At 61.1% G+C, this 23,748-nt stretch carries 26 protein-coding genes; 14 read left to right on the top strand and 12 right to left on the bottom strand.

What is annotated here, in order from left to right; translation table 11 throughout:
• Window positions 1-70 precede the first annotated feature (70 nt).
• Complete coding sequence (locus FFR93_RS11645) at window positions 71-1,438, top strand: hypothetical protein (protein WP_138393320.1); 1,368 nt, start codon at window positions 71-73, stop codon at window positions 1,436-1,438.
• A gap of 183 nt (window positions 1,439-1,621) precedes the next feature.
• Here FFR93_RS11645 and FFR93_RS11640 read toward each other — a convergent pair whose 3' ends face one another.
• The 4 genes from FFR93_RS11640 to FFR93_RS11625 all read right to left on the bottom strand — a co-directional run bounded on the left by FFR93_RS11640 (window position 1,622) and on the right by FFR93_RS11625 (window position 5,225).
• Window positions 1,622-2,545: an MYG1 family protein gene (locus tag FFR93_RS11640; protein ID WP_138393319.1), complete on the bottom strand. Its 924-nt coding sequence runs from the start codon at window positions 2,543-2,545 to the stop codon at window positions 1,622-1,624.
• Window positions 2,546-2,692: 147 nt separating this feature from the next.
• Complete coding sequence (locus FFR93_RS11635; RefSeq protein ID WP_138393318.1) at window positions 2,693-3,256, bottom strand: hypothetical protein; 564 nt, start codon at window positions 3,254-3,256, stop codon at window positions 2,693-2,695.
• 211 nt (window positions 3,257-3,467) lie between these two features.
• A complete protein-coding gene (gene blh, locus FFR93_RS11630) occupies window positions 3,468-4,748 on the bottom strand; it encodes a bifunctional sulfur transferase/dioxygenase Blh (RefSeq protein ID WP_138393317.1) in 1,281 nt (426 codons plus the stop codon).
• Between the two features lie 108 nt (window positions 4,749-4,856).
• Window positions 4,857-5,225 carry a DsrE family protein gene (locus FFR93_RS11625; RefSeq protein ID WP_138393316.1) on the bottom strand — a complete coding sequence of 123 codons (369 nt, stop codon included), beginning with the start codon at window positions 5,223-5,225 and terminating at the stop codon, window positions 4,857-4,859.
• A gap of 101 nt (window positions 5,226-5,326) precedes the next feature.
• On the opposite strand from FFR93_RS11625, the gene FFR93_RS11620 reads away from it, so the two are divergent.
• Window positions 5,327-6,322 carry an AraC family transcriptional regulator gene (locus FFR93_RS11620; protein ID WP_064705396.1) on the top strand — a complete coding sequence of 332 codons (996 nt, stop codon included), beginning with the start codon at window positions 5,327-5,329 and terminating at the stop codon, window positions 6,320-6,322.
• 122 nt (window positions 6,323-6,444) lie between these two features.
• On the opposite strand, the gene FFR93_RS11615 is transcribed toward FFR93_RS11620, so the two are convergent.
• Complete coding sequence (locus FFR93_RS11615) at window positions 6,445-6,825, bottom strand: VOC family protein (RefSeq protein WP_138393315.1); 381 nt, start codon at window positions 6,823-6,825, stop codon at window positions 6,445-6,447.
• Between the two features lie 170 nt (window positions 6,826-6,995).
• Here FFR93_RS11615 and FFR93_RS11610 point away from each other — a divergent pair, with 170 nt between their 5' ends.
• Window positions 6,996-7,499, top strand: a complete 504-nt coding sequence (locus FFR93_RS11610) for a 2'-5' RNA ligase family protein (protein ID WP_246661295.1) — start codon at window positions 6,996-6,998, stop codon at window positions 7,497-7,499.
• A 346-nt stretch (window positions 7,500-7,845) separates the two neighbouring features.
• On the opposite strand, the gene FFR93_RS11605 is transcribed toward FFR93_RS11610, so the two are convergent.
• Window positions 7,846-8,256, bottom strand: coding sequence for a hypothetical protein (locus tag FFR93_RS11605; protein ID WP_138393314.1), 411 nt, complete (start codon window positions 8,254-8,256; stop codon window positions 7,846-7,848).
• Window positions 8,257-8,576: 320 nt separating this feature from the next.
• Here FFR93_RS11605 and ftsZ point away from each other — a divergent pair, with 320 nt between their 5' ends.
• Both ftsZ and FFR93_RS11595 read left to right on the top strand, forming a co-directional pair.
• Entirely contained in the window at window positions 8,577-9,599 is a 1,023-nt protein-coding gene (gene ftsZ / locus FFR93_RS11600) for a cell division protein FtsZ (protein ID WP_064705398.1), read from the top strand.
• A 184-nt stretch (window positions 9,600-9,783) separates the two neighbouring features.
• Window positions 9,784-10,197 carry a hypothetical protein gene (locus tag FFR93_RS11595; RefSeq protein WP_064705399.1) on the top strand — a complete coding sequence of 138 codons (414 nt, stop codon included), beginning with the start codon at window positions 9,784-9,786 and terminating at the stop codon, window positions 10,195-10,197.
• Window positions 10,198-10,225: 28 nt separating this feature from the next.
• Here FFR93_RS11595 and FFR93_RS11590 read toward each other — a convergent pair whose 3' ends face one another.
• Window positions 10,226-11,050, bottom strand: coding sequence for a helix-turn-helix transcriptional regulator (locus FFR93_RS11590; RefSeq protein WP_138393313.1), 825 nt, complete (start codon window positions 11,048-11,050; stop codon window positions 10,226-10,228).
• A gap of 91 nt (window positions 11,051-11,141) precedes the next feature.
• Between FFR93_RS11590 and FFR93_RS11585 the strand changes: the two genes are divergently transcribed.
• Window positions 11,142-12,032 (top strand): SDR family oxidoreductase, encoded by an 891-nt coding sequence (locus FFR93_RS11585; protein ID WP_138393312.1) that lies wholly within the window; start codon window positions 11,142-11,144, stop codon window positions 12,030-12,032.
• A gap of 36 nt (window positions 12,033-12,068) precedes the next feature.
• Here FFR93_RS11585 and FFR93_RS11580 read toward each other — a convergent pair whose 3' ends face one another.
• Both FFR93_RS11580 and FFR93_RS11575 read right to left on the bottom strand, forming a co-directional pair.
• Window positions 12,069-12,278 carry a hypothetical protein gene (locus tag FFR93_RS11580; RefSeq protein ID WP_138393311.1) on the bottom strand — a complete coding sequence of 70 codons (210 nt, stop codon included), beginning with the start codon at window positions 12,276-12,278 and terminating at the stop codon, window positions 12,069-12,071.
• A gap of 1 nt (window position 12,279) precedes the next feature.
• Window positions 12,280-12,480: a hypothetical protein gene (locus FFR93_RS11575; RefSeq protein ID WP_064692058.1), complete on the bottom strand. Its 201-nt coding sequence runs from the start codon at window positions 12,478-12,480 to the stop codon at window positions 12,280-12,282.
• 125 nt (window positions 12,481-12,605) lie between these two features.
• On the opposite strand from FFR93_RS11575, the gene FFR93_RS40805 reads away from it, so the two are divergent.
• The gene (locus FFR93_RS40805; RefSeq protein ID WP_020921649.1) at window positions 12,606-12,779 is read left to right on the top strand and encodes a hypothetical protein; all 174 of its coding nucleotides are present in this window, start codon (window positions 12,606-12,608) and stop codon (window positions 12,777-12,779) included.
• A gap of 202 nt (window positions 12,780-12,981) precedes the next feature.
• On the opposite strand, the gene FFR93_RS11570 is transcribed toward FFR93_RS40805, so the two are convergent.
• The gene (locus tag FFR93_RS11570; RefSeq protein ID WP_138393310.1) at window positions 12,982-14,733 is read right to left on the bottom strand and encodes a VCBS domain-containing protein; all 1,752 of its coding nucleotides are present in this window, start codon (window positions 14,731-14,733) and stop codon (window positions 12,982-12,984) included.
• Between the two features lie 482 nt (window positions 14,734-15,215).
• Between FFR93_RS11570 and FFR93_RS11560 the strand changes: the two genes are divergently transcribed.
• A complete protein-coding gene (locus tag FFR93_RS11560; protein ID WP_138393309.1) occupies window positions 15,216-15,500 on the top strand; it encodes a hypothetical protein in 285 nt (94 codons plus the stop codon).
• A 174-nt stretch (window positions 15,501-15,674) separates the two neighbouring features.
• On the opposite strand, the gene FFR93_RS11555 is transcribed toward FFR93_RS11560, so the two are convergent.
• The gene (locus tag FFR93_RS11555; RefSeq protein ID WP_064705405.1) at window positions 15,675-16,118 is read right to left on the bottom strand and encodes an SRPBCC family protein; all 444 of its coding nucleotides are present in this window, start codon (window positions 16,116-16,118) and stop codon (window positions 15,675-15,677) included.
• A gap of 144 nt (window positions 16,119-16,262) precedes the next feature.
• Entirely contained in the window at window positions 16,263-16,955 is a 693-nt protein-coding gene (locus tag FFR93_RS11550) for a type 1 glutamine amidotransferase domain-containing protein (protein ID WP_138393308.1), read from the bottom strand.
• Between the two features lie 229 nt (window positions 16,956-17,184).
• On the opposite strand from FFR93_RS11550, the gene FFR93_RS11545 reads away from it, so the two are divergent.
• The 6 genes from FFR93_RS11545 to FFR93_RS11520 all read left to right on the top strand — a co-directional run bounded on the left by FFR93_RS11545 (window position 17,185) and on the right by FFR93_RS11520 (window position 23,723).
• Window positions 17,185-18,186, top strand: a complete 1,002-nt coding sequence (locus FFR93_RS11545; protein WP_138393307.1) for a LacI family DNA-binding transcriptional regulator — start codon at window positions 17,185-17,187, stop codon at window positions 18,184-18,186.
• Window positions 18,187-18,354: 168 nt separating this feature from the next.
• Window positions 18,355-19,389 carry a sterol desaturase family protein gene (locus FFR93_RS11540; RefSeq protein WP_064705408.1) on the top strand — a complete coding sequence of 345 codons (1,035 nt, stop codon included), beginning with the start codon at window positions 18,355-18,357 and terminating at the stop codon, window positions 19,387-19,389.
• A complete protein-coding gene (locus FFR93_RS11535) occupies window positions 19,386-19,697 on the top strand; it encodes a MocE family 2Fe-2S type ferredoxin (protein ID WP_138393306.1) in 312 nt (103 codons plus the stop codon). Before FFR93_RS11540 ends, FFR93_RS11535 begins: the two co-directional genes overlap by 4 nt.
• Before the next feature lie 99 nt (window positions 19,698-19,796).
• Window positions 19,797-21,002, top strand: a complete 1,206-nt coding sequence (locus tag FFR93_RS11530; RefSeq protein WP_138393305.1) for an FAD-dependent oxidoreductase — start codon at window positions 19,797-19,799, stop codon at window positions 21,000-21,002.
• Window positions 20,999-21,832 (top strand): sugar phosphate isomerase/epimerase, encoded by an 834-nt coding sequence (locus tag FFR93_RS11525; protein ID WP_171049157.1) that lies wholly within the window; start codon window positions 20,999-21,001, stop codon window positions 21,830-21,832. Before FFR93_RS11530 ends, FFR93_RS11525 begins: the two co-directional genes overlap by 4 nt.
• A 244-nt stretch (window positions 21,833-22,076) precedes the next feature.
• Entirely contained in the window at window positions 22,077-23,723 is a 1,647-nt protein-coding gene (locus tag FFR93_RS11520) for an EAL domain-containing protein (RefSeq protein WP_138393304.1), read from the top strand.
• Window positions 23,724-23,748 lie beyond the last annotated feature (25 nt).

Raw genomic sequence — 23,748 nt, 5'->3', positions numbered from 1 at the left:
GCTTAATTCCAATTGGAGAATTATCAGCATCGGCGGCATTTTTAAGGACCGCCAACAAGGGAGCAGTGTTATGAACGGACCAATCCTCGCCGCTGCGACGTTCGCCATCGCCTTTAGCCTTGCCGCGCCCGATAGCACGCAAGCGGCCGGGGGCGCAAAAGCAGCTTCTGAGATTCTCGGCCGTGTTTCTGCAAGTCGGATCGCCGTCATCTCCGACGGCGATTTCCTTGCCCAAACCTATGGCACCGCTGAGCTTGCACCGCGAGAAGCAGGCTATCGCGACCTGCTGACTATCATGTCGCAAGCTGAGAACAAGATCGTCACTCGCTCGATACCGATCTCCAATTCGGTGACCTCGGCGCCAGAAATCCTGGCACTCACCAAAGACGGGAGAACTGCTTTCGTCACGGAAAGGCTGGGGGAGCGTCCGGAGGGTGGTAAAAGGATCGGCGACCTGCCGCCGGGCCGGCGGCTTTTCGCGGTCGATCTTTCGGACAGCGCCCCACGTCTCTCCGCCACGATCGAGATTGAAGCCTTTCCCGAGGCTTTGTCGATCAGCCCTGACGGAGAGAGCATCGCCGTCGTCTCTAACACGCCGGAGGCGAGCTTCGTCCAGATCGTGGCCTATCGAAACGGTCGCTTCGGCCACCTCGCTCGTTTCGACCTCGCCGACCTGGGGGTGACGGGATCCGCACCGGCCCCGCGCGGTGGCGTGACCGCGACCAACGTCCACTGGCATCCTTCAGGCCGCTTCCTGGCGGTCAACATCAATACCCAAAGCCGTGTCGCCTTCTTCGAGGTCATCGGCGCCGACGACGCGCCCATGCTGCGTCCCTGGGGGAATGTCGTGAAGGTCGGCGCAGATCCCTTCGTCGGGCGCTTCACGCCGGACGGGCGCCATTATCTAACCGCGAACTGGGGCCGGAACTTCGCTGCGACGAACCTGGAGGGCCGCATTCCGCAGACACCGTCGACGATCAGCGTCATCAAGCTCGCCAATCCCGCGGAATCGCATCGACCGGCACGCCACAATCTTGTCGGCGCCGCTGAGACTGACTTCTCCTCCGAGGGTATAGCCATCAGCCCGGATGGCCGGCTCGTCGCTACCGTCAATATGCGCGGCACCGCCTTCCCGCCCGGCTCGGCCCGCTTCCACCGCAACGCCAGCGTCACGCTTCTGAGCTTCGACCCGGCAACCGGTGCCATCTCCAAGCGCGCAGACTATTCCTTCGAGGGAGTCCTGCCGGAGGGCGGTGCCTTCGATCGAACAGGAGACCATTTCCTTGTCACTGTTTTTCAGGGCCATGATGGATCCCTGCCTGAGGCCGGCCCGGGGCTCGAGGTCTTCCGCGTTGAAAAAGGCGACCGGCCGACGCTCAGCCGGCTCGGCCGCGTGCCGCTGCCGCACGGCGCACATCATGTTGATCTCGCACCATAGGATGTCTGAAGTTCAACGTCGGTGACATTCCGGATGCGCTATTCCTAGCAGCCGCGAAGTCGCCTATCCCGAGCTGTCGCAAACATCAGGCAAAGCGATCGCTTTCCGTCACCAAATCTTGCGACAGCGACGATGAAGGAACGCTCCCGCGGGATGAAGCGCCCTCAGCTGCTGCCATTTGAACTACACCTCGACGGAAAGCGCCTCCTTTACCGCCAATTCGGCCATGGCAAGGGCCGCCTCCCGGGTCTTGGCGGCGGCGATGAAGCGGCCATTATGGCAAAAGCTTGCGCCCTTTATGCCGCAGGCCGCTTCCAGCTCACCATTCGCAAGTCCGGCCCAGGCCGCGGGCAGGTCGGCCCGCAGCTCGAACCCCTCGTCGCCGCGTCGAATGCCGGTTACGCACCAATCCTTTTCGCGGGGGTGGACGACGAACAGCAGATGATCGGCACCGGCCTTGACGATGGCGGGTCGGAAAGGCATTCCCCTCGGCAATTCCAGAACACGCCCCTGTCCCGCAGCCTCGATCGCCCGATAAACGATCGCCTCGGCCCGCAGTTTTGCGGCGCTCTGCGCGATCCCCGCCTCGACGAAACTGCGGGCAATGCCCAGCGCCGAGAGAAAGGCGCGATCGTCAGCCTCGGGCTCCGTCTCATCGAACACCGGTTTCAGGGTCTCGAGCAGCGCCGGCAGCGTCAAGCCCGCCAAAGGACCCGAGGGGCTGAGCGCGCCATTGTCGGTCAGGTCGATCGGCAGCACGAAACCGGTGTCGAAAGAGGCGTGGAGGGCCTCGACATGATCTTCGGGAAGACCGGAGGCTGCGAGATATTGACGGCCGTAATGCTTCCAGATCAGACCGAACGAGCTATAGGGCTGGCCATCGTCGCGCAGCGGCGCGCCGCGCTGGTGATGATCGAATACGCCTGTAGCAGAATTGTAGGCTCCGCCGACATCATAGATGATCCGGTCCGGAGCTGGCGTGATCCATTCCGGCGCCCGGCTGCGGATCAGACGCGCCTGCGGGAAAAGCCGCGTCAGGATGACGCTCGACAGCAATTCGTCGGCATGGAAACCACCGGAATGGGTGACGAGGAAATCGGGACTCATGGAAGCTATGCGCCTTGTGGTTTGGGAGGATCCGCTTGCGGGTCGGAACGAGATAGCGGTTGCCGGTCGCTACCTCAACCCCGCTTTCGCTTGCTGGGCCGAGAGGCGCGCCGGCAGCCTTGAGAAGACATTTATCAAGGCAAGGGCTTAAGGCAGCGCCGGTCCCTGTTGTGCTGTGACAAGCGCGCGGCTCGACGCTGCGCCCATATGCAGGCAGATCAGTCCGATCACGGCCAGGGCGTTGATCAAAAGAACCTCGGCGACAACTGCTGCCGAGAACGCGCCGTCGCCTGACGGAAGCACTACCGCCGCGGCAAAGAGCACACCTTCATACGCAATGAACCCGGCGGTAAAAGCGCCAGCCATGGTAACGGCTGGGCCGGTATCGAGGCGGAGCACGCCAAGTGATGCGGCGAGAGACGCAAATGTCGCGATACCGATCGTCAGCCCCCAGGCAAAGCTGTCGAAGGTCTGGGGATAGCCGAGCATGAGATATCCGACCGCCTGGTTGGCAAGCCAGGCAAGCAGCACCGCCGTTATCGCCATCTGCCTGGGAAGAGCGACCGCCGAGACTGCCGCCAGGGCAACGAAAGGCGTGATGCAGGCGAAAAGCAGGCTGAGAGCGACGCTGGCGCCAGCAATGACCGTGACCCAGGCGGCGGCGAACCCGGGAGCAACCGGGCGCAAAGGAAGCTGATTTCGTTCGAGCATTTCAAAACTCCGTTCGACCGGGCGCGCACACCTTACAGCGCAACGCGTCCTGTCGGACGCGCAAAGGACGCTGTAGCACCTTGAAACTGCGCATCATGCTTTCCGAACACCGATTCCGATTTTCGGAAAGCATGATGCAATAGGAAATCATAGGCCAGTCCGGGAAAAAGGCCAGCCAGTTCATGACGGCCTCGCCTCCTCGTCGCCTCCATCATAAGGCATCCAGCGGGATCTTCAGATACCGGCGGCCGTTCTCCTCTGGTTCCGGCAGCCGGCCGCCGCGGATATTGACCTGCAGCGCATGCAGCATCAGCTTCGGCTTGGGCAGTGTGCGGTCGCGCGCCTGACGCAGCGCGACGAAACCTGCCTCGTCTATGCCTGCAATATGCGCATTAGCGCGCTCTTGCGCTGCGACCGTGCTTTCCCAGCGCGGGTGACGGCCGCCCGGCTGGTAATCGTGGCCGGAAAAGAGCCGGGTCTCCTCGGGCAGCGACAGGATCGCCTGGATCGAGTGCCAGAGGGCGGTCGCACTGCCGCCGGGAAAATCCGTTCGCGCCGTCCCCGAGTCCGGCGTGAAAATCGTATCATGGACGAAGGCAGCATCGCCGATCACATAGGTCACCGATGCCAGCGTATGGCCGGGCGAAAACATCACATGGCCGGTAAGATCGCCGATTTCGAAAGTGTCGCCATCGGCAAAGAGCCGGTCCCATTGCGATCCGTCGGTTGCAAGCGTTGGCCAGTTATAGATCTCTTTCCAAAGCCTCTGCACATCGTTGACATGGACGCCGATCGCAGTTGGCGCGCCCGTCTTTTGCTTCAGATAATGGGCGGCGGAGAAGTGATCGGCATGCGGATGCGTGTCGAGGATCCACTCCACAGTCATCCGCTCGCCCTCGATGTAGGCAAGCATGGCATCGGCGTTCATCGTTCCCGTCGCGCCCGACATCTCGTCGAAGTCGAGCACGGGATCGATGATCGCACAGCGTTTCGTCGCCGGATCGGTGACGACATATTGCACGCTGCAGGTGCGGGGTTCGAAGAAGGCTTTCACCTGAGGCCGCGGGCTTGCCGTCTTTTCCAGCCAGCGGCGGGCGCCGGCAAGATCGAAGCCGAGGCTCTCGCCGAAGGTCTGGACATCCGCCGCCTTCATCCGCCCTTCGAGCACCTCGCCCAGCACATAGAGCGTCAATGCCCGCGTACCGCTCTTGCAATGGGCAACGACCGGCCCCTTAGCCTCAGCCATCGCCGACTGAAAGCCGCGGATGTCGGCCTCCGTAATCTCGTTCCCGTTCACCGGCACGAAACTGTAGGAGAGCCCCGTGGCGGCGGCGGAAATCTTTTCCGCCGCATTGCCTGGCTGGCCCGGCTCCTCGCCATCTGGCCTGGCATTAATGACCGCTGCGAAGCCCTGCTTGGCAAAATCGGCAAAATCGGCTGAATCTGGCTGTCCCGCCACCGATATCCGCTCATTGACCCTTACGGGCATCATCGAAGCCTCCGCGCCGCCCATGCAGCGGTATCGCATGTCTAGCGGTACAATCTCACAAGTATATTGCCGAGCGCAAGAATAGACGATTCTGCTCTCGCGCCTGGCTCTTCAAAACGACAGCGTCGCCGCCCCTTGCTTGATCTCCGCATGCATGGCGCTGGCGCCAACGATGACGACGCCGTCGAGCAGATCTTCCTGCGCGTAACCGCGGGAGGTCACGCAGGGCGGGCAGGCCCAGATCGTGCCGCCGCGCTGCTGAAAATTCTCGATCAGACTCGACAGCGAGTCGAGCGGCGGCACATGCGTCATCCGCTGGCCGCCCTTCCGCACCAGGTCAATGGCAGCGCTCGTGAGGAACACCGAAACCCTCAGGCCGGCGGTGATGCCGCCATTGGCAATGGTAAAGGCGACGGAGGATAGTTCGGAATCGATGCCCTTGGTGACGAGTACGACCAATTTGTCGCTTGGCGTTTGCATAGTATTCTCCCTGTGAGTTGACGTTACATCTCAGCGAAGCTGTCCGCTTGGCCTGAACAAGATCATGATAGGAGGATGCGCGGGGCGCGTATTTGGCCGGAATGCTTGAAGCCTTGCCCGAAAATCCAGCTGCCCAGGGTGTCATACGTGACGACGTGCTTTCGGCGCTGCTTTCGACCATCCGCCTTTCCGGTGCGCTGCAGTTCTGCTTCATGCCGACGGGCGACTGGCAGACTGATGCGGCGCCATCCCTGGCGGGCCTTTCGGGCAGGGCCTTCGGCACCATGCCCTTTCACATCGTCGTCGCCGGAAACTGCTGGCTGAAAACGGAGGGCGAAGAGACCGATCTCGAAGCCGGCGACGTGCTGGTGTTTCCCTTCGGCACCGGACATCAGCTCGGCGCGGGCAAAAATGGCATGCTCGTGTTGCCGACGCGCGACCTGCCAGAGAAACCGTGGCGTGAAATTCCTGTGCTGCGCTATGGCGAGGCGGCGCAAGGGGTAAGGCTGCTCTGCGGCTATCTGCAATGGGACGGCTTGAGCTTTGGACCTCTGCGCCAGTCGCTGCCGAAGCTCATCCATGTGAGAACCCGTGTCGCCAATGACGGCGATTGGCTGCGCGCCACCATCCGCCAGATGGTCGAGGAGGTCGACAGGCCACGCGCCGGCGGCGTCTCGATGTTGCCGCGGTTGACGGAGCTCATCTTCATCGAGATCCTGCGCCACCAGATCAGCATGACCGCGCCAAAGGCGGCAGGCTGGCTCGCCGCGCTTGCCGACCCCGCCCTATCGCGCTGCCTTTCCCTGATCCATGGCGATCCCGGCCGAGACTGGTCCCTGGAACAATTGGCAGCGGCCGCCGGCCTCTCGCGCAGCGCGCTCGCCGACCGATTCCAGGCCATCCTCGCCACCTCGCCCATCCGCTATGTCAGGGACTGGCGTCTCACTCTCGCCAGCACGGCGCTCGCCACCACGGCCCGGCCCATTGCGGCCATCGCCTGCGACGCCGGCTATGCCACCGAAGCCGCTTTCAACCGGGCCTTCTCCCGCGCCTTTGCCACTCCGCCGGCGGCATGGCGGGCGATGGTCCGGAGCTGAACAAAACACGGCCGGCAGAGTCCTGCTGGTCAGTGCGGTTGCGTTCCAACAGAAACGACGGCATTTTGAAATTCGGCATAATCCACCTCCCCCTGCGGCGATATCTGACGAGGCGGGCGTCCTCACGCCCGCGGCACAGGTTCATTGATCATTGCCTCGATATTGTATCCGTCGGGATCGAGGACGAAGCAGGCGTAATAGTTCCCGGCATATTCCGGCCTCGGACCGGGCGCGCCGTTATCCCGCGCTCCGGCCTGAAGTGCCGCCTGATAAAAGGCCGCGACCTCCGCCCTGTCTCGCACCCTGAAGGCGACGTGCAGACGCGTGAGCGGCGGTTTTTCGTCGGTACGCTGGATTTCGAACAGGCTGCCGCCGACGTCGAAGGCCCAGAACACGCTCTCTTTGCCGAAAGCGCAGCGATAGCCGAGGGGCTCGAGAGCACTTTCGTAAAATGCCTTGCTCCTCTCGAGGTCACTCACAGCGATGGTGATGTGATCGATCACCTCATCTCTCCCATTCCGGCTCCCGTCATGATTGATGCCCCTCCTCCCGAGCCTGTCACGCTCATTTTCCGATGGCAATGTGCGGCAGCCGCCATCGATTCTTTCGACCGCTCGACATAGCACATGGCCTCCGATTATCGTCGGCAGGAACGAACCGGATACGTTTCTAAATGCCTTACGGGATCAGCCTCAAATGTCTTAACGACACCACCTCATCGGTATTCAAGCTCTGGGATGAAGCCGCAGCATTCGAAGAGGCGGCCTCGATGCGGGCTTTGCATTATCCGCCTCATATCACCCTCGCCGTGTATCAGGAGATTGCCATCGATCGCTTGGCAGAGGCAGCAGAACGTGTCTTCCGGGTCCGTCCTGCCGTTACGTCAAGTTTTTCGGGCATTGGTTACTTCGAGAACGAATTGCTTATCTTATGGGCGCGGCCGAACTACGACGAGCAGCTCTTCCAACTGCATGCGGAACTTCACCGGGACGTCGATCCCGCCCATTGTCATGCGCACTATCGGCCCGGCAACTGGGTGCCGCATTGCACGATCGCCACCAAAATCCCGAGGCAAAATCGCAGGCAGCGATCAACTGGGCAAATCGAAACCGGATGCAATTCTCGGTCACTTTCGATGCCGCAGACTGTGTGCGATTTCCGCCCGTGGAGGTCCTGAGCTAAATCGGGCTGGCATCGCAATGATCGCAAAGTCAGCATGAGCAGCCCCGCCAATCATTCACGGGGCTGCTCATGCTGAAAATCGGCCGGCATTAAGACCTAGGAGGAATCGATGATCACCTTCTGCCAATCTAAGGCTTGCGCAACCAACATGCCTTCCGAGAATCTCCCGCCTGCCCTGTTCTCGTCCGGAAGCCAGATAGCTCTACCTTGCCATTGGAGGACCGCTCCCCGCCTGTGGCATAAGTCAAGCAGCAGATCGCGCTGAACCGTAGCCTTGGGGAAGCCCGCGCCCCAGGATTACGTCGTCATAATGCATTCACCTCAAGCGCGGATGGGTGAAATCAATCCTGGCCCTGCAAGCGATCTATCACCTGCAGCAACAGATCGGCGCAAACCTTCATTGGTTCGTCCTCCGCGCATTTCAGGTCTATCCGGGTATCTCCATCCTCGATCTCGAAGTGGGCTGCCTTGGTCTGCGGCGGCATGCGATGACCTCGGTAACCATGAAAGCCCATGCCGCCTCTCGAACCATGCCACCGGTCGTCGGGACGGTCTCGGGACGGCTCATCCGAGCCGCGACGCATACTCCCCTCGTTATCAGGCGCCGACGGCGGAGGTGGCGACACGGGCTCGGTCGCTGCGGGCGGCTCCACGGCGGGTGGTGAGGCGGGGGGGGAGGCGGGCGGCTGTTGGGCGAATGCGGTGGCGGCCGATGCTGCAAGGGCTAGACCGGATAGCAAAAATCTTTGCATGGGGATGTTCCTTTCAGAGAAGACGCATGCCTGTAAACACCGCGGCGCGACTTTGGTTCACACGCCGTTGGAGCTTGTGATCGAAATCAGCAACGCTGCCGGACCTCTCGCATGAAAGGACGCCACTGCGGTCAGAGGAAAAGCCATGCGCTTGCCGGCTGTCTCGGATTTGCCAACAAAGAGCTGACAAGAACTTCGCGCTGCTTAAGGCCGCCATCGCTTCTTTCGCCTCGCCTCTGCCTTGTTGGGAGACTATGCTCGACGCCGATTCGCTGTCCGCGACGAGGGCGTGCGGAAACGACATATCAAAGGAGAGTGCGATGACGGACGCCAAGAGCGGCATTACCGGGCTGCGGCCGCAAATCACTGTGGTCGGCGTCGGCGGCGGCGGCGGCAATGCGATCAACAATATGATTGCGGAAAAGCTCGCAGGCGTCGAATTCGTCGCAGCAAATACCGATGCCCAGGTTCTCGCTACCTCTAAAGCGTCGCGCCGCATCCAGCTCGGCGCCAATGTGACGGAGGGCTTGGGCGCCGGTTCTCTGCCGGAAGTCGGTCATGCGGCGGCAGAAGAATCGATCGACGAGATCATGGACCACCTTGCCGGGTCGCACATGTGCTTCGTCACCGCCGGAATGGGCGGAGGAACGGGCACCGGCGCAGCCCCCGTCATTGCGCGCGCCGCACGCTCGGCCGGCATCCTGACCGTTGGCGTCGTCACCAAGCCCTTCACTTTCGAGGGCAATCGCCGCATGCGGACGGCGGAAGCTGGCATCGAGGCGCTTCGTCAGGCCGCTGACACCGTTATCGTCATTCCCAATCAGAACCTCTTCCGCATCGCCGATGCGAAAACCACCTTCGCCGATGCTTTCATGACGGCCGACCGGGTGCTCTTTGCCGGCGTCGGCTGCATCACCGACCTCATCGTCAAGGAAGGCCTGATTAACCTCGATTTCGCCGACGTGAAGTCGGTCATGCAGGGAATGGGCCGTGCCATGATGGGCACCGGCGAAGCCGCCGGCGAAAGCCGGGCGATGAAGGCGGCGGAGGCGGCAATCGCCAACCCGCTTCTGGACGACATCTCGATGAGGGGCGCCAGGGGAGTGCTGATCTCGATCTCCGGCGGCTCGGATATGACCCTGTTCGAAGTCGACGAGGCGGCAAGCCGTATTCGCGACGAAGTGCAGGACGACGCCGATATCGTCGTCGGCGCGATTTTCGACCGCAGCCTCGACGGCAAATTCCGCGTCTCGGTGGTGGCGACCGGCCTGGAAGGGAACTCTCTCTCCGCGTCCCCTTCTCACGCCCCCGCCGAACCGATCCAGACGCGTACGCTGCAGTAAGCGGCCGCAGTTTACCGGCCGGTTTGCCAGACTCTGGCCGGATAAACATAGCTCCCAAAATGCAGAAGAATACTGCGACGCATACTTCGAGACTCCGCCCCTCAGGCTGTGCACCTCAGCATGAGGGGCGTCGGAGGATGCCTCGTCAAAACTCAAGAGAGCCTCCGCGGAAATTGAGAGAAATTTGAAAAACCTGTTTATATCAGTCGCATTATCCCTAACAACGGCTCTCCTTTCGAGCTGCACGACAACCTCCGAGGGCTTCCGGCAGCAGTCCCTGTCAGTCACGGTGCGCAGCGGCGTCAGAACGCTGGTGGCCAAGAACTGGCATATCGGCGACGACTGCCGCCAGATCGACTATCCCGCCATGGATGTGGTCGAAAAGCCGAAACACGGGCGTCTCGAAATCGTCCATGAACCGCTCTTCCCCAAGCTCGACGGAAAAACTTCGAAATGCGAAAGCGTCAAGATTAACGGCGTCGTCGGCTATTATACGGCTGACAAGGGCTACACCGGTAGCGACCGGCTCGTCATCCGCTCACCTTACGAAGAGGGGAAGACAGAGGAAGGTGTATTGAGCGTGAAGGTAGTCAATTAAAGGCGTCTGCCGCCCAGTACCGGCTGTCTCATCCGACCAATCCCCGGATCTTCGCCGCATCCTCGGCCGTCGTCGGATTGTACACCACCATGCTGAGATCCGGCCGGCCGTCCACCTGGAAGGCGGAATATTCGAAAGAGAGCGGTCCGAGCACCGGGTGCTTGATGTGTTTGGCGCCCTCGCCGTGGGTGCGAACGTCGTTGTCACGCCACATGGCCCGGAATTCCGGGCTCTTCCGGCAGATCTCGTCGACCAGCGGCTCCACCTCGGCGGCAGCGCCTGCGCGTGCCGCATCCACCCGGAAGGCGGCGACGACGAAGCGGGCCACACTTTCCCAGTCGTATTGGGCGGCGCGCACGCGTGGATCGAGGAAGATGAAGCGCAGCACGTTGCGCTCTTCGGGCGGCAGTGCGCCGTAGTCGGTGAGTAGCACAGTCGCGGCCCGGTTCCAGGCGACCACGTCCCAGATTGCGGTGCGGATTAGTGCCGGGCTGGGGTCAAGCGCGTCAAGCACACCCTGCAGCCGCGGCGTGACACCAGCTTGCCCGCGGTAGCGCACCTCAGGCGGGCGGCCGAGACCGATGAGGAAGAGGTGCTCGCGCTCGATATCCGTCAGCATCAGCGCCCGCGAAATTCGGTCGAGCACATCGGCGGACGGCGCGCCGCCGCGGCCTTGCTCCAGCCAGGTGTACCAGGTCGCACTGATATTGGCGCGGCTCGCCACCTCCTCCCGGCGCAGGCCGGGTGTGCGGCGTCGCTCGCCAGCAAAGCCGAGGGCGGCGGGATCAAGCCTGGCACGGCGGTCCCTAAGGTAGGCGCCGAGCCGGTTCTCGAAGGCGGCAAATTCAGTCATCCTATTAGCCACTATACCATGATAAAGTCACTACTTTACCATGATAGCATTCTGCTCGATATCTGTCTCCGTCACATTAGGAGATATCGACATGCGCGTATTCGTCACCGGAGCCACCGGCTGGGTCGGCTCGGCCGTCGTAAAGGAGTTGATTGCGGCCGGCCATCAGGTTCTCGGCCTCGCTCGGTCGGATAAGGGAGCGGCGGATTTGGCTGCCGCCGGTGCAGAGGTCCAGCGCGGCGCGCTAGAGGACCTGGAGGGCCTGAAGCGCGGCGCGGCTGAGGCCGATGGTGTCATCCACACGGCCTTCAACCATGATTTCTCGAAATTCGCGGAGAATTGCGCCGCCGACCGGCGCGCGATCGAGGCTCTCGGCGAAGCTCTTCGGGGCTCCAACCGCCCGCTGCTCGTCACGGCTGGCCTCGGCCACGCGCCGGACCGCATCGGCACCGAGAAGGACCCGCCGATGCCAACGACGCAGAAATATCCCCGCGCCTCCGAAATCACTGCGGTATCTCTTGTCGCCCGTGGCGTACGCGCTTCCACCGTCCGGCTGCCACCCTCGGTGCACGGCCATGGCGATCACGGCTTCGTGCCGATCCTGATCGAGACGGCCCGACAGAAGGGCGTCTCCGCCTATATCGGCGGCGGGGACAATCACTGGCCGGCCGTGCACCGTCTCGATGCTGCCCGCGTCTACCGCCTGGCGCTTGAACGGGGCGCCGTGGGCGGCCCTTTCCTGGCAGTCGCCGAAGAGGGCGTACCATTCCGGGAGATTGCCGAACTCATCGGCCGGCGGCTTGATGTGCCGGCCGTCTCGCTGCCACGGGAAGAGGCAGCTGAACATTTCGGCTGGTTCGGGATGTTTGCAGGCTTAGACGTGCCGACCTCCAGCGCCCACACCCGCGCGCTCCTCGGCTGGCAGCCGACAGAACCCGGCCTGCTCGCCGACATCGACCATCCGGCTTATTTCGGCCGTTAACTTAAGGCGAACGGAATGAGGCGGTGCGCCAAAAGCTCAGCGCATCCGCCCCTCGTTCGTATCGGCGGGATCGTAGTTGATGTCCCAGTCCTTCTCAGGCTTCTTCTTGCCCGGAGGGTTCTTGTTCACCGTTGCATCCTCGGAGCCGGTGATCACCGTTGGCTTTGCGCTCGCCACGCCGCTCGCTTTCCGGTCGGCTTGGGATCTGGCGAACTGGCCGGCCGCGTCCTTTTTCGGATCGGCCATGTCATTCACCCTTCTGCTTCAGCGCATCGGAAATGTCGCTCATCTCCGGGTCGCGATTGTTTTCGCCGTTGGCGTCGCGGTTTTTGTCCGGATCGTCCTTGGGTTTCAGGTAGCCGCGCGGAGTGTTTCCTTTCGGTCCTTCCCAGCGGGGGGACTGATCGGTGGTGCCCGGAGGCCCGTCCTTGGGAGTTGTCATGCCCATCGTCGTTTCTCCTAGTTGAGTAGGGAAAACCGCCAAGGCTAGGAAGTGTTCCGGCAGAAAATATGGAACTGTGTCGGCCCCCACCGGTTGGTGAGAAGTCGTGAACCTCGAAAAAGGAGCCGAACATGAGCAAGACCAACGTTCGTGAACTTCAAAAACGTGCAGAACAGCAGGTCAGGAACACCAGCGCCGGCGGCCACCTCGGCGGCACCTATTTCGGCCAACAACCGGACGGAAAAACAGCGTCGGACACCACCAACGACAGCGCCAAGGCAAGGCCGAACGATGGGAGCAATTGAAGTCGGCACGCTGCCGCAACGCGTGTGAAGTGACGCTATCGACCGCCCGATGAGTCTTGTGCGCCCAGCGCGCTCGGCGCACAAAGCTCCCGGGAGGCCTCGTCAGGCCCCAGCGCGGTAATGAGGTAGAGTTCGGCTGCTGCCGGAAAAGTGCCTCATCTTCTGCGAGCCCCGTGAATCCTGGTCGTGATCACAGACCGCCTCAGCCAAACAGGAAGTCACCCGAGTTGAAGTTTGCAAGCCCGCCGAGGGTGGTGATGTTGTCGAATTCAGCAACCAGCACCGCGCCGCCGGCTGAACTTGGGTTCTGATCGTAGTAGACTGCCGCATGGCCGAGATCCGTATTGTGGAACACGAACAAAGCTCCTGTGGTGATGTTGCTGTAACCATTGATGGTGCTCTGGACCGTTGCGTTCGTGACACTCACGTCCGTTTTGACGGCCACCTCCGTTCCGGCAACATTGATCGTGCCGTTGTTCCCCACCTTCACATTGTCAACGCTTATATCGTTGTTGCCGACCGCGAACTCGAACGTGCCGCCTCCAACGTCCAACTGGAACTTATCCACGGTTGTGCTATTCGTCCCGGCGTTGAAGTCAGTCATATGGTTCGTGGTGTTGGCAAACTTCTGGAAGAAGAAAGTGTCATTTCCCACGCCCCCGGTCAGGGTATTATTGCCGACACCACCGTTGAGGGTGTCGTTGCCGTCTTGGCCGAAAAGAGTGTCGTCACCTCCGAGCCCAAACATCATATCGTTACCGCCACCGCCGTAGAGCACATCGTCGCCCGTCCCACCGCTCGGATTGTCGACTGAATTGCCATTACCACCGGTGATCATCGTGAACGTCTCGGTCTTTTCGAAGGCTGGCCCCATCGGATCACCGGTCTGCGTTGCCGTTACCGTCACTGAAAATGTGCCGTTCGTTGATAGCGCATCCGAATTAAGCGTATTGCCGGTTATCGAAAACAAGCCCGGATTCGACTGCGAAGCAATGCTGAAGCTGAATCCACCTGCGTCGGGATCAGTCGCCGACAGCAGACCACTGAACTCGAAATTATTGAAGTTGACGCTGTCCGCCGGAACGACGGGCGTCAGCTTAATGTCAGTCGGTGCCTGCCTAGCTGGCCCATCATCTGCGCCGGTGATGGCGACGACGATGTTGTGGCTGGCCGTGCCGTCGAGCGAGCTGACGCTCAGCGTGTCGCTGACGGCGTCGCCCTGGTTGAGCGCCTGCGTCGCCGCCCGGTCGTTGTCGAGCGTATAGGTCCAGCTGCCGGTGGCGGCATTGAAGCTGAAGCTGCCATAGATGCCGTCGAGCGAGGCCGGGGCGGCAAACACCGCCTCGCTGTCGTCGACATCGCTGACCGTCAGCTTGCCGGAGGCATTCGGATCGCCGCTGCCGGCCGCACCCGCCTCGACCGTCGCCCGGTCGTCGCTGACCGTCGCATCGACGACGATCGAAGCCGCATCGTTGGCGCCGGTGAGCGAAATCGTGACATTTGCCTCGCTCAGCGTGCCATTGCCGAGTCGTATCGCGTAGACGAAACTATCTTTGAGGATTTCACCGGCAGACAGCGTGTTGATATCCGCGCCCGAGCCCGCGATGCCGCTTCCATCGCTAAGACGGTATTCCATCTTTCCATTGTTGATCCTGACCCAATTGCCGAGCAGGGTCTTCTCCCAGGCAGATGCCCCATTCGCTCCGACGTCTTTCGCAAGCAGCTCATAGTCGGTGGTAATTGGATTGCCGTCTCCATCGTCGACGGAGAACAGGGATTTGGCATTCCCGCCAAGATCATTCGACATCACGTCGAGGGTTATGGTTTTGGTAGCCGCATTGTAGAGCTGGAGACTGAGCAGCTGGTCTTCCGTCCAAATGTAAGAGTCATCCGTCGCCTGTGGCGTATTGGCGAAAGAAATCGTGCTGCCACCGCCGCTGCTTTGCGTACCCATCAAAATACCCCCACAAACAACACAAGTAAACCAGCACTGATTCAAGTTTATAAAACCGGCCGGAAGCGCGAAAACGCACCGCCGCGCCGATATTTACCGGCAACAACGCCATTTTTTTCTTAGATCAAACCGGAATACTCCCCACTCCTAATAAAGTGTTAACATATATACTGCGAAATGGAAGGCGATTTTCTTGCGACAGTTAATTTCTGGCCGAGTTCGCTGCGAGAGAGGCCTCTTGTCGGCGGGGCACGCGCGCGACGGCGATCGCCGAGGCTGAAATCGCAGAGCTCAGGCCTAATGAGCAATGGGGTGCGACGGCGTGCGCGAGGCGTTGACGAAGCGAGGGGTTCAGAGCGTTTCCACTTTTCCTCGATCAGGTCAGCATCGGCTGAGTCCACGCCGATCACTTCATCGACATGTCATGAAACTTCTAGCCCCGGATCGGCTTTCTACCAACGAAACCAAACAAGGAGCTCCAAATGTCCGGCGAAGCCGAAAACAATGCCAATACCGCGATTGTTCCAGTTCAGAACGCGTCAGCAGCCGAACAAGCCGCTACCGCGTCCGTGCTCGAAGACATGCAGAAAGCACTCCCGGAGACTCGCCAGCCGGAACAGGCGGTCGCGCTGTTTTCCTGGGAGCTCGATCCACAGGAAACGGCCAGGCTGATCTCTGAGGCGATGACACTGCCGATGGTCTTGTGGTCGACTGGCATATCCCTGACCTATTCCCTCTGGCTGTCTTCGCTGCTTCCCGCGCGCTAGACGATCAGCACAATAAAGCAAAGCGCTCATTACTTAGAATTCGGCCGACCGCGGCCGACCACCCCCAGCGCCTGCAACTCCCGCCTCTCCGCCCCCGTTCCACGGAATATTGTGGAATGACGGGCGGAGAAGTGGCAAGCGGCTGCGCGGCACGTCTAGTCTCGCGCAGTCACACTATTCGTTGATATCCGGCTCGATGACCCGGGCAAGGTTGCGCAGAGACTCCTGCCAGCCGAGGTAGCAGGCTTCGGGCGGGATGAGATCCGGCACGCCGGCCTGGGTGATATCCACCTCGGTGCCGACCGAGACTTTCTTCAACGTCACGGTAACTTCCATTTCGCCCGGCAGGTTCGGGTCTTCGAACTTGTCCGTATAACGAACGCGTTCGCCAGGGACGAGCTCGAGAAATTCGCCGCCGAAGGCGTGGCTGTTGCCGGTCGTGAAGTTGCGGAAAGACATTCTGAAGGTGCCGCCGACGGTCGGTTCCAGGTGGTGCACGGTGCAGAGGAAGCCGTTCGGCGGCAGCCATTTGGCAAGCGCGTCAGCCTCGATGAAGGCGCGATAGACCTTCTCCGGGCTGGTCGCGAAAACGCGGTGCAGGCGTATGGTGCTTGGCATGATGGTGATCCTTTTGTAGACGGAATGAACGAGCTAAGGACGGACAAGCCCTCGCCGATCCGACACTGCGCCAAAGCTTTTCTTTAAGAAAAATCGCTCGAAGCCCAACTGCACCGCACCGCAGACACGTTTCTCCCATGCGCGTCATGCTGCGGCCTGATTACCGAGCGCGTTGAGCAGCAGGCGTGCGGCCTGCTTCGACGAGGCCGGGTTCTGTCCGGTGATCAGCAGCCCATCCTGGACCACATGCACCGCCCAGTCATCAGTCGCTGAAAACCTAGCCCCCTGTTCTCTCAGCACGTCTTCGAGCAGATAAGGCACGACCTCGACGAGCTGCACGGCGGCCTCCTCGGAATTGGTAAAGCCGGTCACAGTGCGACCCTTCGCGATCGGCGCGCCGTCTGGCGCCTTGACATTGGTCAGGATTCCCGGTGCGTGGCAGACGAGTGCCAGCGGCTTTCCCGCCTCAAGTGTCTCCTCGATCAGTGAGTGCGCATTGCGGTCGTTCGTCAGGTCCCAAAGCGGGCCATGGCCGCCGGGGAAGAACACAGTGTCATAATCGGCCTGGTCGATGTCGGACAGCCTCAACGTGCTGGCGAGCGCAGCGGTCGCGGCCGAATCTTTTTCAAATCGCCTCGTGTCTTCCGTCTGGAATGCTGGCTCGTTGCTCTTAGGGTCGAGCGGAGGCTGGCCCCCTTTGGGCGACGCGAGTACGACCTCGGCCCCGGCGTCACGGAAGACGAAGTAAGGAGCCGCGAGCTCCTCAAGCCAGAAGCCGGTTTTTTTGCCGGTATTTCCCAGCTGATCATGTGATGTGAGAACCATGAGAATTTTCATTGCCCAGCTCCTTCGCCCGGCCGGAGGGACAAAGCCTACCGTGCCGGTTTAACGGTGAAATTCTGCCTGCAATCTCATGCTGAATTGTGAGAAATCATAGATCGGCTGCACCCGCGAAACAAGCTTTGCGTTGCGTCACTGCCTGTGCGTTTTGGCGCCCGGCTGTATGAAGAAGCAAAAATTGCCCATAGGTTCGACCACATCGCGTTAGCATCCGAAGGACTGGAAAGTGAGCAAGCCGAATTATCGGGATATCGCCCGCCACGCCGGCGTCGGGACGGCCACGGTCGAGCGGGTCCTGAACGGACGCGGGGGCGTTCGGCCGGAACTGGTCGAGAAGGTCATATCCGCCGCGCGTCACCTGGACTATCCGCGCAAGCTTCCCGACACCCATCGCGGCCTGCTCCGGATAGAAGTGCTGATGGTTCGTCCGGAAACGAGCTTCTATCGTCGCCTATCCCACGCCTTCGAAAGGATTGCAGCGACTCTCGATCCGTTGGTGGTCGTGCACCGCAGTTTCACGGACGAGATGAATCCGGAGGCGATTGCGCGACGCATCCTCTCCACCGACCTTTCACGCGCTGGCTTGATCCTTGCCGTGCCAAGCAGCCCCCTGATCAGTGCCGCGGTGGAAAAGGTAAATTCGCAAGGCCTGCCCGTGGTCCAGGTCGTCACCCGGGCTTCCGAGCGCGTCGGGGAGTTCGTCGGCATCGACAATAATGCCGCCGGCCGGACGGCTGCGCTCTATATCAGCCGAATGGCACTTCGAACTGGGCCTGTCGTTGCGATCTGCCATCCCATCTATCAGGTGCATCGCGACCGGATCCGCGGCTTTTCGGACTATTTCCGCGATCATCCCGGCACCTCGAATTTCGAATGGCTGGGGTTCGGTGGTGATGAGGAGCGCACCAGCGCCGATCTCCTGTGGTCCGCCCTGGCGAACTATCCGGACCTCGCCGGTCTCTACAATGCCGGCGGCGCCAACTCCGCCCTTATCGAGGTACTTCGCCGGCATCCGCGCGGCGGCGACGTGTTCTTCGTCGGCCATGAATTGACGGACTATACCCGCGCGGCGCTAGAGGACGGCATCATGGATGTCGTGCTGGATCAGGCGCCGGAGGCGCAGGCGCGGCGGGCGCTCGATCTCGTTCTGCACCGCATCGGCCTGACCGATATCAAACCGGACCAGGCACCGATCCGCTTCATCACCATCACCAAGGAAGGCCTTTGATCTAATTAGATCAAGGAAGGCTTCGCCGTTCTGAACCCCCGCTGCTAATTTCGCATCAGGGAGGCAATCCGGCGCGGCAAGAGCCGGCTGACCAAAGGCGCAAATGGCGCTCTCCCCAGCAAACATATGTGCGGGCACGGAGGCGTCCGGCGCCCGGAGGAGATGCCAATGGATGATCTGAACTTCGGCAAGCGCAACAAACGCGGCGATTGGGCGCCGGACCGGCCGGCCGAAACCGCGCCGCTTTTCGCCTTCCCGCCGCAACTGACGGCGGTCCTGAAATGGTTGCCGCACTACTTCCTTCCCTGGAATCTGATTTTTGCAGCCTCCGCGCTCGCCTATTGGGCGTGGATCATTCCCCCCGTCGCCACGATGCAGACGCTGAGCCTCGGCTGGATCGCGCGGCTTTACGCGGTGAATGCGATCTGCGTGTTTCTGTTCTACGGCGCCTTCGAACTGCATCTCTATGTTCTGAAGCGCCAGGAAAACCGCTTCAAGTACAATGGCAAGTTTCCCGGCGAACAGAGAAACAACGTCTTCTGGTTCCAAAGCCAGAACCTCGACAATATTTTGCGCACCTTCCTTTCGGGCGTCACCATCTGGACCGCCGCCGAGGTCGGCATGCTCTGGGCCTATGCCAACGGCTATGCGCCGTGGCTCGGCTTTGCGGAAAATCCCTGGACGCTGGCACTCGTCGCGCTCGTGGTTCCGGTCATCCATGAATTCCACTTCTTCTGCATCCACCGGCTCATCCACACGCCCTTCCTCTACAAATGGGTGCACTCGGTCCACCACAACTCGGTCAACCCCTCGCCCTGGTCGTCGCTGTCGATGCATCCGGTCGAGCATCTGCTCTACTTCGGCACCGCATTTTACCACCTGATCCTCCCCTCCAACCCGGTCATCATGCTCTATCAGCTGCACTATGCCGGCTTCGGGGCAATTCCCGGCCATGTCGGCTTCGACAAGATCGAGGTCGGAAGGGAGGGGCTGGTCGATAGCCACGCCTACGCCCATTACCTCCACCACAAATATTTCGAGGTGAATTACGGCGACGCCCTGATCCCGCTCGATAAGTGGTTCGGCACCTGGCACGACGGCTCGCCTGAAGGCGAGGCGCAGATGCAGGAGCGCTACCGCAGGCGAAAGGAAAAACTCGCGGCCCGCAAAGCCAGCCTGGAAGCCGGAGGCGCCGCCGAATGACCTGGATCACCGCTGGCAAACTCGAGGACATCGAACAGGAAGGCGCCATCCGCTTCGACCATGGCGGGCGCACCTACGCGATCTACCGTGGTCCGGATGACAGCGTCTACTGCACTGCAGGGCTCTGCACACACGAGGCGATCCATCTCGCCGACGGGCTGGTCATTGATTTCGAGGTCGAGTGTCCGAAACATTCGGGCGCCTTCGACTATCGCACCGGTGAAGCGCTGAGGCTGCCGGCCTGCGAAAACCTGAAGACCTACCCGGCGGAGGTGGTCGACGGCGAGGTGCGCGTGGCACTTGGTTAGCCGGCACCTCTCAGAAAGGCCGGGCCTTCCAGGAAGAGAACGGGTGAGCCGCACACCAGGGGTGATGACGTGAATCAATCTGTATTTTCGGAGAACAGCATGGACGGTATCGTCATCATAGGCGCTGGCGAGTCCGGAACCCGGGCGGCCTTTGCCCTGCGCGAGGCGGGCTATCGCAGACCCGTGACGCTGGTCGGAGCCGAACCCCACCTACCCTATGAGCGGCCGCCTCTGTCGAAACCGGTCGGCGGTATGGTGCAGATGACGCCGATCTGCGCGAGAGAAGCGCTGGAGGCGGCCGGCATCTCCTATCTCGAGGGCTGCTCGGTCTCAAAGCTGGATGCCGTCGCTGCGACAGTATCGTTGAGCGACGGGCGGGTGTTGGGTTACGAAAAGCTGCTGCTGGCCACCGGCGCAAGGCCGAGACGGCTTGCGTGCCCCGGCGCGGAACGCGCGCTCGACTTCCGCACCCACGCCGACGCCGAAGCGATCTTCGCCAATGTCGCGCCCGGCCGGCGAGTTGCGATCATCGGCGCAGGGCTGATCGGGATGGAGCTCGCAGCGGTCCTTCGCGGAAAGGACGTTGCGGTGAGCGTGATCGAAACCGCGCCGAAAGTTTTGGGCCGCGCCGTCCCTGCCCGCTTTGCCGACAAGCTGCATGCCCGGCACGCTGCCGAAGGTGTTCGCTTCCATCTTGATCGGACCGTTGCGGCAATCGGCGAGGATGGTGTGGTTTTGAGCGATGGCAGCATCCTACCGGCTGACCTCGTCGTCAGCGCCATCGGGGTCGTCCCTGAAATGACCTTGGCAGAAGCATCGGGGCTGGCCACGGCAAATGGAATTCTGACGGACGCATGTCTTCGCACCAGTGCCCCGAACATATTTGCCGCCGGCGATTGTGCCGCCGTGGCCCAACCCGGCGGAGGGCACATCCGCCATGAAAGCTGGCGCAATGCCAGAATGCAGGCCGAGACCGCAGCGCGGAACATGGCCGGCGCTGCCGAGACTTTTGCCGCCGTTCCCTGGTTCTGGTCCGATCAGTACGATCTTGGTCTGCAGATAGCGGGACGGCCGCAGCCCGCGCACCAGACCGTCTTGCGTACGACGGCGGAGGGAGAGCTCGAATTTTATCTCGATGATGGGCGATTGGTGGCCGTCGCGGGTCTTGGGTTCGGCAACAGCCTGGCCAAGCATATCAAGCTTGCCGAAATGCTGATCGCCGCATCTATCAGACCGGAACCGGCGGCATTGGCCGACCCGGGGGTGAACCTGAAAACCCTCCTGAAAAGCGCGCGGGCCGCATGATGCAGAAGCTCCTGATCTTCCAGTCGCTCTGGGCCATGGAACGCCGGAACACGGACGGGGTCGAGCTGAGACTCGACGACAACATCGCTGCGATCTCCGAAGCGGGCTTCGACGGCATCAGTGCGCACTATACCAGCCATGGGGATGTGATCCGCCTCAACCAAGCCATCCAGGGCACCGGCTTGAAGATCGAAGCGGTCTGCTTTCCCCGTTGCGTCGAGGATTTGCGTCTGCCGCTGGAACTTGCCGCGGCCTTTCCGGTCAGCCACATCAACCTGCAGCCGGATATCCGTCCCCGCCGGATCGACGATTGCCTGCCGCTTCTCGATGGTTGGATGCGGCTCGCCGAAGATGCGGGCATCCCGGTATTCATCGAAACCCATCGAGACAGGATGACGACGGACCTGTTCTTTACGCTGGATCTGCTTGAACGCCGTCCCGATCTGCCGCTGCTGGCCGACCTGTCGCATTTCCTCGTCGGGCGCGAATTTGCCTTTCCGGTCGATGAGGAAAATCACGCCTTCATCCGCCGCATCCTGCAGAATGCACATGCCTTTCACGGCCGCGTTGCCTCGTGCGAACAGGTGCAGATTGAGATCTCCTTTCCGCACCACCGGCCCTGGCTCGACCTCTTCCTGCAATGGTGGGACTATGGCTTTCGCCATTGGCGATCACGCTCGGCTGAGGACGCCGAGCTGGTCTTTACGTGCGAATTGGGCCCCAAACCCTATGCTATCACCGGCAGAGACGGCAACGACTCCACGGACAGATGGGCCGAGGCGCTGGCGCTGCGCCAGATGGTGCGCGAGCTGTGGGCTGCCATTACCTGATCCGCAGCCGCACGAACAATCGCTCGGAAATCCGTTCTCTCGTCAGCCCCTACCGCCGCTTCTATGGTGGCGGCCAACAACTCCGTCAGATCAGTGCAGGCGCGTCCACAGCTGTGGACGTGTTGGCAGAGGTTGGGGATTGTTAATCAGAAATGCCTAATGTATTTCTTAACGTGCACAAGTTGTGCGGGAGTTAAGTTGCTTTATTATCTGGTAGGACATTTGATTAGGGAGAGCCTCCGACATGCGGAAATTTCCTGCTGCCCGCTTGGCCCTCGAAAAAACGGAGCCAATAACTTCCGGCTTGATCGACCGGCTTTTGTTCTTTGACCGCGAATTCAATCCCGTTGAAGATTTGCTTGGCAGCGCGCTGCCACCTTCTGTCAAACCAGCCGCTTCTTTTTGGGAGCATTTTCCGGAGCTGGACAAGTCGGCAATCATGCTGGCTTTCCGTTCACTGGATGATAGCTCCCAGCCTTTGCGCATATCAGGCGCTCTCGGCAGCCCACATGACCTGACGATCTATCGGATTGGTGATCTGTTTGCCGTGGTCCGATCCGAGGAGCAGGTCGACGACGAGCGCGCAACCCTTTTGCATCTCGCCACCCATGATCCGCTGACAGGGCTGCCGAACCGGCGCCAGTTCAGCGAGGACCTGACCGCGCTGTTGCAGGAGACCGCTGGCTCGAGCGAGCCCCTCTCATTGATGCAGCTCGACCTCGACGATTTCAAGCCCGTCAACGATACGCTCGGGCATGCTGCTGGCGACAAGCTCCTTCAATCGGCGGCAAGGCGTATCCAAGCCTGCCTTTCCCAAGATGATCAAGCCTACCGATTGGCCGGTGACGAATTCACAGTGATTTGTGTGGACGGGGGACATCCGGCCAAAGCGCACCGCTTGGCGGAAGACCTGGTTGCCGCATTCAAAAAACCCTTTACGATAGACGGGATCGCGGTCTTTGTCGGTACCAGCATCGGCATATCCACCGCGCCGTCGGACGGGACGAGTCCGGAACAGCTTATGAAGGCTTCCGACCTCGCGCTCTACGCTGCCAAGAAGGAAGGGCGCGGTCGGGCAAAAGCCTTTGACCCGACAATGCTAGAATTACTGGAGCAACGGGAACTGTTGCGGCGCAGCCTGCGCACGGCGCTCGACCAACAGCAGTTCTATGTCGAATACCAACCGATTGCCGAAGGCGGCTGCGTTGTCGGCTTCGAAGCATTGCTGCGATGGCAGCACCCCCTGCTCGGAAAAATTCCGCCGGCGGCGTTCATCCCGATGGCCGAGGCGGATGGAATGATGCCGGATATAGGTGCCTGGGTTTTGGAGCAGGCATGTCGTGAGGCGATGAAGTGGCCGGAGAACTACCTGGTCGCCGTCAATTTATCGGTGACTGAATTCCTGACAAGCGGCCTCACCGACCGTATTTCCCAGACGCTCGACCTCGTCGGACTTCCGCCCGACCGTCTGGAGCTCGAAATAACCGAAAGCGTGCTGCTCGAGCGGACCGTCAACAACATCGACACCCTGATCACTCTGAACGTGCTGGGAATACGAATTTCGCTTGATGACTTCGGCACGGAGTATTCGTCTCTGAGCTATCTCAAGACATTCCCTTTCGACACGATCAAAATCGACAAATATTTTATCACCGATCTCGAGACCGACCCGAAGAGCCAGGCAATCGTCCGCTGTGTCGTGAACCTCGCGCACGACCTCGACATGCAGGTGACTGCAGAGGGGGTCGAGACACCAGGTCAGGCGGAATGGCTGCGAGGTGTGGGCTGCGACAGGCTGCAGGGCTATCTGGTGAGCAGGCCACTTCCCGTAGCGGCAATCGACGAATTCATAAGCCGGGCGGAAGAAACTAAAAGCAACACGAGACGATAGCGCGCGGCCCAATTTTCTCTATGCT

Source organism: Rhizobium sp. MHM7A (genome assembly GCF_005862215.1).
Lineage (GTDB): Bacteria > Pseudomonadota > Alphaproteobacteria > Rhizobiales > Rhizobiaceae > Rhizobium > Rhizobium bangladeshense.
The sequence above is the reverse complement of the archived record's forward strand: the minus strand, read 5'-3'. Positions and strand labels throughout refer to the sequence as shown.

Bases quoted from the DNA above. Each gene is read 5' to 3' on its own strand.
- blh (WP_138393317.1), bottom strand. From the start codon at position 4,748: ATGATGCCCGTAAGGGTCAATGAGCGGATATCGGTGGCGGGACAGCCA.
- FFR93_RS11540 (WP_064705408.1), top strand. From the start codon at position 18,355: ATGGATGATCTGAACTTCGGCAAGCGCAACAAACGCGGCGATTGGGCG.
- FFR93_RS11580 (WP_138393311.1), bottom strand. From the start codon at position 12,278: ATGGCCGATCCGAAAAAGGACGCGGCCGGCCAGTTCGCCAGATCCCAA.
- FFR93_RS11625 (WP_138393316.1), bottom strand. From the start codon at position 5,225: ATGCAAACGCCAAGCGACAAATTGGTCGTACTCGTCACCAAGGGCATC.
- FFR93_RS40805 (WP_020921649.1), top strand. From the start codon at position 12,606: ATGAGCAAGACCAACGTTCGTGAACTTCAAAAACGTGCAGAACAGCAG.
- FFR93_RS11590 (WP_138393313.1), bottom strand. From the start codon at position 11,050: ATGACTGAATTTGCCGCCTTCGAGAACCGGCTCGGCGCCTACCTTAGG.
- ftsZ (WP_064705398.1), top strand. From the start codon at position 8,577: ATGACGGACGCCAAGAGCGGCATTACCGGGCTGCGGCCGCAAATCACT.
- FFR93_RS11530 (WP_138393305.1), top strand. From the start codon at position 19,797: ATGGACGGTATCGTCATCATAGGCGCTGGCGAGTCCGGAACCCGGGCG.
- FFR93_RS11560 (WP_138393309.1), top strand. From the start codon at position 15,216: ATGTCCGGCGAAGCCGAAAACAATGCCAATACCGCGATTGTTCCAGTT.
- FFR93_RS11620 (WP_064705396.1), top strand. From the start codon at position 5,327: ATGCTTGAAGCCTTGCCCGAAAATCCAGCTGCCCAGGGTGTCATACGT.
- FFR93_RS11570 (WP_138393310.1), bottom strand. From the start codon at position 14,733: ATGGGTACGCAAAGCAGCGGCGGTGGCAGCACGATTTCTTTCGCCAAT.
- FFR93_RS11640 (WP_138393319.1), bottom strand. From the start codon at position 2,545: ATGAGTCCCGATTTCCTCGTCACCCATTCCGGTGGTTTCCATGCCGAC.
- FFR93_RS11575 (WP_064692058.1), bottom strand. From the start codon at position 12,480: ATGGGCATGACAACTCCCAAGGACGGGCCTCCGGGCACCACCGATCAG.
- FFR93_RS11555 (WP_064705405.1), bottom strand. From the start codon at position 16,118: ATGCCAAGCACCATACGCCTGCACCGCGTTTTCGCGACCAGCCCGGAG.
- FFR93_RS11550 (WP_138393308.1), bottom strand. From the start codon at position 16,955: ATGAAAATTCTCATGGTTCTCACATCACATGATCAGCTGGGAAATACC.
- FFR93_RS11535 (WP_138393306.1), top strand. From the start codon at position 19,386: ATGACCTGGATCACCGCTGGCAAACTCGAGGACATCGAACAGGAAGGC.
- FFR93_RS11635 (WP_138393318.1), bottom strand. From the start codon at position 3,256: ATGCTCGAACGAAATCAGCTTCCTTTGCGCCCGGTTGCTCCCGGGTTC.
- FFR93_RS11605 (WP_138393314.1), bottom strand. From the start codon at position 8,256: ATGCAAAGATTTTTGCTATCCGGTCTAGCCCTTGCAGCATCGGCCGCC.
- FFR93_RS11525 (WP_171049157.1), top strand. From the start codon at position 20,999: ATGATGCAGAAGCTCCTGATCTTCCAGTCGCTCTGGGCCATGGAACGC.
- FFR93_RS11520 (WP_138393304.1), top strand. From the start codon at position 22,077: ATGCGGAAATTTCCTGCTGCCCGCTTGGCCCTCGAAAAAACGGAGCCA.
- FFR93_RS11645 (WP_138393320.1), top strand. From the start codon at position 71: ATGAACGGACCAATCCTCGCCGCTGCGACGTTCGCCATCGCCTTTAGC.
- FFR93_RS11610 (WP_246661295.1), top strand. From the start codon at position 6,996: ATGCCTTACGGGATCAGCCTCAAATGTCTTAACGACACCACCTCATCG.
- FFR93_RS11585 (WP_138393312.1), top strand. From the start codon at position 11,142: ATGCGCGTATTCGTCACCGGAGCCACCGGCTGGGTCGGCTCGGCCGTC.